Below are 9,643 nucleotides of genomic sequence, written 5' to 3' on the forward strand. Positions count from 1 at the left end.
CCTGGCGGTGGGCAGCTTCGCGCTGCTGGTCGCAACAGGGCGAGAACACGATCCCATTGCTGAGCCGAGCCGAGCGGCGCTGGCAGTGCCCCTCATCACCGGTGTCCTGCGCGAGCTGCTCGGCACTGGGCGCCTGCTGGGGGATCTGGGCCTGATCACACCCGAGGGGGGCAACGGCTGGATCCTATTTCCGTCTGCGCCCCTGCCCCTGTTCACCCTGCCTGCGGGCACCTTGTTGATCCTCGCGCTCCTGCTGCTGGCACCGGCCGTCGCCCCACGCGGAGCGCCAGTGGCCGATAACAACAATACCTAACGATACGGTTTGTAAAACCGAACACCTACGGGACTTGACCCATGATCTTCTCCAACGACCGCACCGAGCTGCGCCGCATGTACCAAGACGCCTGGCAGCGGGCCCGCGACGGCGCCCCTCTCGAGCCCCTGCAGGCGCAGATCGTCGATGTAATCGGCGAGCATCCCGAGTACCACGCGCTGGTCGAAGCGCCGCAGACGCTGGAGCGAGATTGGACGCCGGAGGAAGGCCAGGCCAATCCCTTCCTGCATATGTCCCTGCACCTGGCGATTCGCGAGCAATGCGCCACCAACCGCCCCGCCGGCATCGGCCAGGTGAGGGAGCGCCTGAGCACTCAGTTCGGCGGCGCCCACCAGGCCGAACACGCCATGCTGGAGATTCTGGGCCGCACCCTGTGGGAGGCCCAGCGCGCCGGTCAAGCGCCTGACGAGCAACGCTATCTGCGAACGCTGCAAGGGCTCATCCGCACCCCCTGAGCGATGCCGCTCGCCCACCTAGGCGGCCGAGGAGAGCCCTGCCGCGGCCGCTCAGCGCTGTAACCCATCGGCATCCAGAGCAACCCGGAATACAATCGCTCGAAGATGGTCGGACCTTACTGACCCCGGGCGAGCAGCGTTGCTGCGCTGCCGCCCGAGCCTTTGAGCCGCGAGGAGTTCCGTGTGTCCGCAAGTACCGACAGCGCCGTGAGCGATATCCCCCCCGCGTCACGCTACCCCGTGCAGGGTGCCGGCCTGGGCCTGCGGCGCGACTTTCTCACCAAGGCGATGGCCAACCCGCCCGCCGTCGATTTCATGGAGATCGCGCCGGAGAACTGGGTGGGCGTCGGCGGCGCTCTGGCCCGCAAGCTGCGCTTTTTCACCGAGCGCTACCCCTTCCTGTCGCACGGCTTGTCCCTCTCCATCGGTGGACCTGCGCCGCTGGATGAGACCTTCCTGGGCCAGCTCAAAGCGTTTCTGGACGAACACGGCATCCGCTTCTACAGCGATCACTTGAGCTACTGCGGCGACGACGGTCAGCTCTACGACCTGCTGCCGATCCCGTTCACGGAAGAGGCCGTGCACTACGTGGCGGGCCGCATCCGTCGTGTGCAGGACGTGCTCGAGCGACGCATCGCGGTGGAGAATGTGTCCTACTACGCAGCCCCCGGCCAGGAGATGGCCGAGACGGACTTCATCAACGCCGTGTTGGAAGAGGCCGACTGCGACCTGCTGCTCGACATCAACAACGTCTACGTCAACAGCATCAACCACCGCTACGACGCCGAGGCTTACCTGGCGGCGATGCCCGCCGAGCGCGTGGTGTACTTCCACATCGCCGGGCACTACGTGGAAGCGGAAGACCTGCGCGTGGATACGCACGGCAGCGACGTTTGCGATCCAGTCTGGGATCTCCTGCACAAGGCGTACGCCCGCTTCGGTGTGGTGCCGACGCTGCTCGAGCGCGACTTCAACATCCCGCCGCTACCGCAACTGTTGACCGAGGTCGAACAGATCCGCGCCATCCAGCGCGCTAGCGAAGGCGCCGAGGCTCACCGTCATGGCTGAGGGCTACACGTCCGAGGAGCCGCTCAGCGAGCGCCCCCGCTTCCAGCAACTGCAGTACGGCCTCACCGCCCACATTCGTCGCCCGGACAAGCATCCAGCGCCGAGCGATATCGAGGATCGGCGGATCAAGGTCTACCGCGACCTGCTGTTCAACAACATCACCGGTCTGATCGGCTCCACCTTCCCGGTGATCCGCACGCTCTACCGCGCCAAGCCCGACGGCGAAGCGGCCTGGCGGCGACTCACGCGCGCCTACTTCTCGCGCCACATCGCCCGCACGGCCCTGTTCCCCAAGGTACCCGAGGAGTTCCTGCGCTACCTGCAGGAGACCCACGCACTGACGGCGGAGGATCCACCGTTTCTCCTCGAGCTCGCCCACTACGAGTGGGTGGAGCTGGCCCTGTCGATCGACCAGGCGGAGATCGATGAGGCCACCGCTGATCCCGAGGGTGACCTCCTGGACGGGCATCCCGTGCTGTCGCCGGTGGCCTGGCCCCTCGCCTACCAATACCCCGTACACCGCATCTCGCCGAAGTTCCAACCGGACGCGCCCGGCGAGCAGCCGACCTTCCTCGTGGTCTACCGCGACCGTGAGGACAAGGTGGGCTTCATGGAGATCAACCCGGTCACCGCCCAGCTCCTGGAGCAGCTTCGCGCTGCGCCGGGCCAGCACACGGGGCGTGAACTCCTGCACGCCATCGCCCAGCAGCTCGGTCATCCGCAGCCGGAGGTGGTGGTGCAGGGGGGCGCTGAGATCCTTCGAACGCTGCGCGCGCGAGACATCATTCTCGGCGCTCGCCCCGACGACAACTGATCCGATTCGAACACCTTCCACGGAGGACCCATGCTGGCATTCATCGAGGCTTTCAACCGCATCTACGTGATGGCTTTCGGTGCCCTGCGGCACCTCGACGGCCTCGCCCCGCTGGCAATCCGTCTCTACCTGACCCCTGTGATGCTCTCCTCCGGCTACACCAAGCTCACGGGGGACAACTTCTTCATGCACATCCAGGAGGACTTCCCGTTCCCCTTCAACGTGCTGCCCTCGGCCCTCAGCTGGTTCCTCGCCACCTGGACGGAGTTCTTAGGCGGCATCCTGCTGTTCTTCGGCGTGGCCGTGCGGGTGATCGCCATCCCCCTGCTGGTCACCATGTGGGTGGCGGCCGTGTCCGTACACTGGGATAACGGCTGGGCGGCGATCGCACCGTCCAACCCGTCGCCCGTGTGCATCGAAGGCACCGACGAGCGCGCGCAGGCGAACGCATTCGTGAAGTTCGTCAAGTGCTACAACGTCAACGAGCGCACTATCGACGCCTCCGAGCGCCTGGCCAAGGGCAAGGAGATCATGCAGGCGAACGGTCGCTGGAGCTGGCTCAACGCCCACGGCAGCTTCGTCAAGCTGAACAGCGGTATCGAGTTCGCCACCACCTACTTCGTGATGCTACTGGTGCTGCTCTTCATGGGCGGTGGACGCTACGTGAGCGTGGACTGGTGGTTGGGTCACTGGGTAGATCGGCGCCTCTGACCCGCGCCCCACGCATCTGAAGGCGGTTGGGCGGGGTCACCCCCGCCCGCCGCCGCCCCTCCTGGGGCCGCCTTCCCTACCCCGGCGGCCAGCTCAGCGAACGGCCACCGAGCACGTGCAGGTGCAGGTGAAACACCGTTTGCCCTGCCCCTTCGCCATTGTTCACCACCAATCGGAAGGCATCTGCGTAGCCCTCCTGTTGCGCGACCTTGGCTGCCGTCAGCATCAGGTGGCCCAGCACCGCCTGGTGCTCGGCCTGCGCCGATGACAGCATGTCGATCGGCTCCTTGGGGATCACCAGCACGTGCAGAGGCGCCTGCGGCGCGATGTCCCTGAAGGCGAGGGCGTGGTCGTCTTCGTAGACGATGTCGGCGGGAATCTCCCGCTTGATGATCTTCGTGAAAATGGTCTGCGACATGCGCATGCGCCTCCAGCGAACGAAATAGAACCGTTGGTGCCCGCGACGGCTTGGCGGGCCTACTCGCCGATCTTATACTGCCGGCGCGCCAGCTGACGCGCCTCCCTTCACCCGCGGCAGGTCGAGCTGCCGCCGCCACTCACGGACGTTCATCGTCATGGCATCGCCTTCCGCCTCGCGCGCCTCCAGGGCTCGGCGCACGTGGGACACGATCCGGCGCAGTCTGCGCAACGAGACGGCGGATGCCACCCAAGGCCCCGTCGCAGACTCGCTCACCTTGCTCGCCATCCCCATGGCCGCAGAGATGCTGCTCGAGGGGGTGTTCGCGATCGTCGACATCGTGCTGGTGGCCCGCCTCGGCAAGGAAGCGATCTCCGCCGTGGGCCTCACGGAGGCGATGTTGACCCTGATCTACGCCGTGGCCATCGGCCTCGCCTCCGCGGCGACGGCGATGGTGGCGCGACGGGTCGGCGAAGGCGACCCTGAGGCCGCCGCTGACGTAGGCGGCCAGGTGCTGCTCCTGTGCGCTGCCCTCGGCCTCGCGATCGCCCTGGTGGGGTTCAACTTCGCCGATGAACTCCTGTCCCTGATCGGGGCCGACCAGGCGGTGATCGAGACCGGTCTGCACTATACGACCATTCAGCTCGGGGGCGCGTTCTCCGTGCTCGCCCTGTTCGTCATCAACGGCGTCTTCCGCGGCGCGGGCAACGCCGCCATCGCCATGCGCGCTCTGTGGCTCTCGAATGCGATCAACATCGTCCTCGATCCCCTGCTGATCTTCGGCTTGGGGCCCTTCCCGGCGATGGGCGTGACGGGCGCGGCGGTGGCCACGGTGATCGGTCGCTCGGCGGGGGTGCTCTACCAGTGCTGGCACCTGTTCGGCGGCACCCAAGCGGTGCACCTGAGCCTCGGCTCCCTGTTGCCGCGCCCGCGCCTGATGGGACGGTTGATCTACGTCGCCTCCGGCGCCATCGCCCAGTTCCTGTTCTCCACCTCGGCGTGGATCTTCCTCATGCGCATCGTCGCCACCTTCGGCAGCGGCGCCGTGGCGGGCTACACGATCGCGATCCGCATCGTCGACTTCGTGATCCTGCCGATGTGGGGCCTTGGCAATGCCACTGCCACCATGGTGGGTCAGAACCTCGGCGCCAAGCAGCCCCAGCGGGCGGAGGATGCGGTTTGGCTAGCGTCGCGCTTCACCTTCCTGGTGATGACGAGCGGTGGCATCACCCTGGCGCTGGTGGCGCCGTACCTGATAGGCCTCCTGATAGATGATGCCGAGACCCTGCGCTACGGCGTCGCGGCCCTGAGGTTCTTCGGGGTCGGCCTCGGCGCACTGTCCTTGGGACTGATGCTGATCCAGGCGTTCAACGGCGCCGGCGACACCCACACGCCCATGCGCCTGAACTTCGTCGTCTTCTGGGTGCTGCAACTGCCCATGGCGTGGCTGCTGGCGAAGCAGGCCGGGCTCGGGCCGTACGGCGTGTTCACCGCGGTCATCGTGTGCGAGAGCATCCTCTCCGTCGCCGCGTTCTTGCTGTTTCGGCGCGGACGGTGGAAGCTACGAGAGGTGTAGGTCAGCCCCACAGGAAGGAAGTCGGCATGTCGAAACAGCGTTCCAGGGTCGGCCTTGCGGCCCACCGGATACCGCAGGCCCTTATCCTCCTCCTAGTGCACTCGGCCGCGACCGTCGCGGAGACGCCCCCTACGCTTCCCACCTGGCTCGTAGGTTGCTGGGAATCCGAGGACGGGCGGTCCCTCGAGGCCTGGTCGCAGGACGATGACACCACGCTGATCGGCTTCTCGAGCATCGTGAGCGAGGGCAAGGTGTCCTTCTACGAACTCATGAGTATCCGCTTGCACGAGGACGGCCAGTTGGTCTTCACGGCGTACCCATCGAATCAGCCAGGTGGCTCGTTTCCCACCGTTCGTCAGGAAGCGCAGGGCATCGTGTTCCAAAATGGCGAGCACGACTACCCCCAGCGCATTCGCTACCGTCGAGCCGGCGAGCAGCTGATCGCCGACATCGCCTTGAGCAACGGTGACCAACAGGTCGACTTCCGCAAGTCAGCCTGCGGCGGAAAGTAGCCCCCGGCCCTGGCGCCTCGCCTACTCGTCGCCCATCCCCACGTAGAGGTTGTCGATCACGGTGGTGAGATCCTCGCCATCGCCGGTGGCGTCGAATGCTTCGCCGTAGAAGCGCACGCGCAGCGGGCCGGACCCGGCGAGCACTGAGGCGGGAATGGACAAGGTCTGCAAGGACTGGATGTCCGCGGTCTCTCGCGCGCGCACGGCGCCCAGGAACTCGAAGGTGTCACCCCCGTCACCGGACACCTCCACCGCGAGCTTAGCCAGGCCCCTGACGGCCTGCTGCACAAACAGCTGGAACTCGATGACCAGTTCGCCACTCCCGAGCGCGGGCAACGGCATCTCGAAATCGACGTAGCCACGCGTTTTGAGCTCGGCGCGCGACATCGACGCGATGCGAAGGGCCTGCAAGCCCCCGTAGATGCCCTCGCCCTCATCGATGATGCGTACGTCGAAGTCGTCGGCCACTTCCGAGTAGCCGCCTAGGTAGATGGGATCATCGAAGGGACGCCATTCCCCATCCCCCTCGGGATCGATCTGCACCCCGGTCTCGACGATCACCGGGGGCAGGTCGTTGGCATTCTGCCCTTGCGCGGGCGAAGCCGTGTAGTGATCGAAGGCGTCGAAGTAGAGGTAGCGCTCGAACCAGCGCTTGCACGACTCGATGGTGGTCGGATGCGAGATGCAGATCCTGTGCGCCGGGTTGTTGGCATCGCTCGGGAAGACGTTGGCCTCGAAGGTGCAGCGCTTGCCCTGGGCGTTCAGGGCCTCGCACACATCGCGCATAGCCTGCTCCGTGGGGCCATCGTTCGGCAGACCCGAGACGCCCGCGTCTTCCATGTCGTCCGGGTTGTGATCGTTGAAGCACACATCGACCGGGTCGGAGGCGCAGGAGACGATCTTGAACATGTCGTGACCGAAGTCCTCTCCGGTCCACGGTGCGTGGCCTACGCTCACGAGCGAGTCCTGCTTCATCAACCCGCACCCCTCCGGCACCAGGCCCGCCAGGGTGGCGCACTGCTCGTCGCCAACGCCCTCGGGGAGCAGTTCATTGCAGGCGAAGGCGTCTCCGTGAGGCACGTTGACTCGAAAGCGCTTACAGATGTTGTTGACGCGGGTGCCGTTGCCCGTGCCGTTGCAGAAGTGGGGCGCTTCGATCAGCACGTAGTCGCGCTCGCGAGCGATCGCATCGAGGGGTGCGTCGTAGGCGCAGATGCCGGTCTTGACCGTGCCCCGGAACAGCTCGCGCGCGTCACGCTCCATCTCCGAGCGGGCGAGGCCCAGGATCAAGGCCGCCGGCCCATGGCTCACCCCGCTCAGCAGCAGGTGCCGACCGTTCCACCCCTGGTCGATGCGCGGTTCCTCCTGAATGCGCTCGAGCAGGGCCTTCACGCGATTGGCTTCCAGATGGAATGGCAGGTGATTCGACGGCCGTACCTGACGAGCGGCGGGTTCGACGACGCACGCCTGCACCACGAGGTAGTTGCCGGCGCTGATGTAGCGATCGAGGTGCTGCGCGTAGCCCTCGGCCTGCCCCCCCGCCGCATCGGGATCGATGTCGCGTGCTCCGCATCTCATGCCGCCGCCCGAGAAGCTCACCACCAAGTTGTCGCACGGTGTGTGCGCGTTGCATTGGGTGGTGTCTACCCGGTAGACGAAGGAACAATCGATGATGTTCGTGCCACCTTCGTCACCGGGCTCACCCCCGAGCCACTGAACGTCATCGGCAGGGCGGCCCGACTGCAGATCGATGCAGTCGTCCATCTGCACCTCCACGATCACCGGCTCGGCATACGCCACCGTGATCAGCAGGGACAGGATGATGGCGAGAATCGACGTTGCACAGGCTGAAATCGCGCGAATCATTGCGGCTTTGGCGCCCTTCGGTTGAACATAAGGGCGGCAAGCCTACCTCGGCGCTACGGGGCGCTTCCGAGACGCACGTAGCGGTTCCGCACGCCGAAAACCCTTCGCTTACGCCCGAACCGTTGACGGTGTTATCGTCAAGTGAAAGCCCCTGATAGGGGCGAGCCAGGGAGCGGATACGGTGACGGCAACCACCCAAGCGGCAGTGGCCGCGCAGCGCGCCGCGATGGTCGAGAAGATCGACCGCTCGCGGGACCGAGAGATCAACCTGGGCGATCGTGTGCTGCTGCACCTGCGGCTCATGCTCCAGGACCTGCCCTTCGACGGCATCCCCCAACTCCTCGACGACGTGCACCGCAGCACGCTGGATGCCCTGGTCGACAAGCACATGAACCCCAAGTACCGCGTGCGCATCAAGCGCATCACGGGCTACGCGAGTCGCATCGGCGACGAGGTGGATAACCTGACCCTGTCGGCACAGCGCGCCGAGGCGGCCCATCAGCATTTGTTAGGTGCCATCACGCAGGCAGGCATCGCCCCCGACGACATCTTCATGCCGAACTTCGAGGTGGTGGCCAAGGGCGAGTCCGACCTGCCTTACCCGCCTGCACCTAACGAAGACAATCCCCTCAACCGACGGGTCGAGGTCGCCTACAACCTGTTCATCGACCTCCCCCCGCACGTCGATGCCTCCCAGGACCCTGGCCCACGAAGCACGCTGTGGCAGATCGACTTCGGCGCGGCGGGGGAAGGTTGGTTCCTACAGCTCGGGGCTGGCACGCTTACGATGCTGCCGGACGGGGGCGACCAGGGTCCGACCGATCCCGTGTCCAAGCCCTTCGAGTTCATGCAGGCCGGTGTATCCGTGGGCCTCTTCGATAAGCTCAAGAATGCGAAGTTTCTGCAACGTTTCCCTCGCCTGCGCAAGATGCTGGACTCCCTCGACGTCGACGGCGCCGGCAACTACCCCAAGACCAGCGCCTTGCTAGACGAGCTTGGTTTCAGCGTGGACTTCGCCTCGGTCGGCGGCCAGTTCGAGACCAGCGATCCGCTCTCCTTCCACCAGATGCGACAGTTCAACTTCGCCGTCGCCTCGGCGGGGCTCAGCGTGCTCGGCAAGGGCGAGATGGCCCTGCTGCTCCTGCACAGCGGCTATTTCTTCGCGCCCACGGCGATCGCCGGCGTTGGCCAGAACATCGCCCTGCCCGATGTGGGATTCACCATCGCGCCCCTCGGCTACGTGGTGGTGGACATCTGACATGAACACCTTATCGAGCCTCTCCACCCTGCCCGATCAACTCGGTATCGACGACCAGCTCTCACCGTTGGTCGATGCGGTCTTCGGCGACCTCACCGATCGCCTCGAGGTCACCTCCTTCTACGAGGAGGAGATCGACGGCGTCAGCCAGTACACCATGGTGCTCTCCGTACAGGAGACGATGCTGCTGCCGGTGCCGGGCTTCGATGCGATCGCCCTCGGCGTCGTGCGCGACGATCCCGACGAGGCGCCCCTGATCCTCGCCGAGATCATCGTCGACGGCGCCCCGCCGCGCCTGACCCTGCGCCACTTCCCCCTGCGGGTGATGATCGAACAGCCTCTGCTGCTACCCCTCCCGCCGGAGGAGGACGGCAGCCCCGCGCTCGAGGGCTTCTCCTTCGAACTCGAGGGCAGCTTCTCGGTCGACACCACGCTGGAGGTTAGCGCCACCCTCGAGTCCTTCACGCTCCCACCCTTCACGGTGAGCGGTACGGGCCTCGCCTTCGCCCTCGACACCTGTCGCCTCATCACCAGCGCCGAGGAGGTGGATGACGCCATCATCGACCTCGGCTTCGACGATGGCTTCCGCGGCATCCACGCCGAGAGCGCGCAGGTGCATTGGGACATCCCG

General features: G+C 65.8%; 11 protein-coding genes. 9 read left to right on the plus strand and 2 right to left on the minus strand.

From position 1 onward, the window contains the following. The 5 genes from AAF184_22895 to AAF184_22915 form a co-directional block, all read left to right on the plus strand. Positions 1-313, plus strand: a 313-nt coding sequence (locus tag AAF184_22895) for a hypothetical protein (GenBank protein MEO0425202.1), incomplete at its 5' end; no start/stop codon positions are given. A 41-nt stretch (positions 314-354) separates the two neighbouring features. Continuing rightward, complete coding sequence (locus AAF184_22900; protein MEO0425203.1) at positions 355-789, plus strand: DUF1841 family protein; 435 nt, start codon at positions 355-357, stop codon at positions 787-789. Positions 790-972: 183 nt separating this feature from the next. After that, positions 973-1,857, plus strand: a complete 885-nt coding sequence (locus tag AAF184_22905) for a DUF692 domain-containing protein (protein MEO0425204.1) — start codon at positions 973-975, stop codon at positions 1,855-1,857. Continuing rightward, on the plus strand, positions 1,850-2,671 hold the full coding sequence (locus AAF184_22910) for a putative DNA-binding domain-containing protein (protein ID MEO0425205.1): 822 nt from the start codon (positions 1,850-1,852) through the stop codon (positions 2,669-2,671). The genes AAF184_22905 and AAF184_22910 overlap by 8 nt, the downstream gene beginning before the upstream one ends. A 30-nt stretch (positions 2,672-2,701) precedes the next feature. After that, positions 2,702-3,382: a DoxX family protein gene (locus tag AAF184_22915; protein MEO0425206.1), complete on the plus strand. Its 681-nt coding sequence runs from the start codon at positions 2,702-2,704 to the stop codon at positions 3,380-3,382. Positions 3,383-3,458: 76 nt separating this feature from the next. Here the strand turns inward: AAF184_22915 and AAF184_22920 are convergent, their stop codons facing one another. Further along, positions 3,459-3,800, minus strand: coding sequence for a histidine triad nucleotide-binding protein (locus AAF184_22920; protein ID MEO0425207.1), 342 nt, complete (start codon positions 3,798-3,800; stop codon positions 3,459-3,461). 157 nt (positions 3,801-3,957) lie between these two features. On the opposite strand from AAF184_22920, the gene AAF184_22925 reads away from it, so the two are divergent. Both AAF184_22925 and AAF184_22930 read left to right on the plus strand, forming a co-directional pair. Then, a complete protein-coding gene (locus AAF184_22925; GenBank protein ID MEO0425208.1) occupies positions 3,958-5,376 on the plus strand; it encodes an MATE family efflux transporter in 1,419 nt (472 codons plus the stop codon). A gap of 26 nt (positions 5,377-5,402) precedes the next feature. Then, on the plus strand, positions 5,403-5,888 hold the full coding sequence (locus tag AAF184_22930) for a DUF6265 family protein (GenBank protein MEO0425209.1): 486 nt from the start codon (positions 5,403-5,405) through the stop codon (positions 5,886-5,888). A gap of 21 nt (positions 5,889-5,909) precedes the next feature. On the opposite strand, the gene AAF184_22935 is transcribed toward AAF184_22930, so the two are convergent. Continuing rightward, complete coding sequence (locus tag AAF184_22935; protein MEO0425210.1) at positions 5,910-7,754, minus strand: hypothetical protein; 1,845 nt, start codon at positions 7,752-7,754, stop codon at positions 5,910-5,912. 181 nt (positions 7,755-7,935) lie between these two features. Here AAF184_22935 and AAF184_22940 point away from each other — a divergent pair, with 181 nt between their 5' ends. Then, a complete protein-coding gene (locus AAF184_22940; protein MEO0425211.1) occupies positions 7,936-9,012 on the plus strand; it encodes an OmpA family protein in 1,077 nt (358 codons plus the stop codon). A gap of 1 nt (position 9,013) precedes the next feature. Continuing rightward, a partial coding sequence (locus tag AAF184_22945) for a hypothetical protein (protein ID MEO0425212.1) occupies positions 9,014-9,643 on the plus strand: 630 nt, incomplete at its 3' end.

Source organism: Pseudomonadota bacterium (genome assembly GCA_039815145.1).
GTDB lineage: Bacteria > Pseudomonadota > Gammaproteobacteria > Steroidobacterales > JBCBZW01 > JBCBZW01.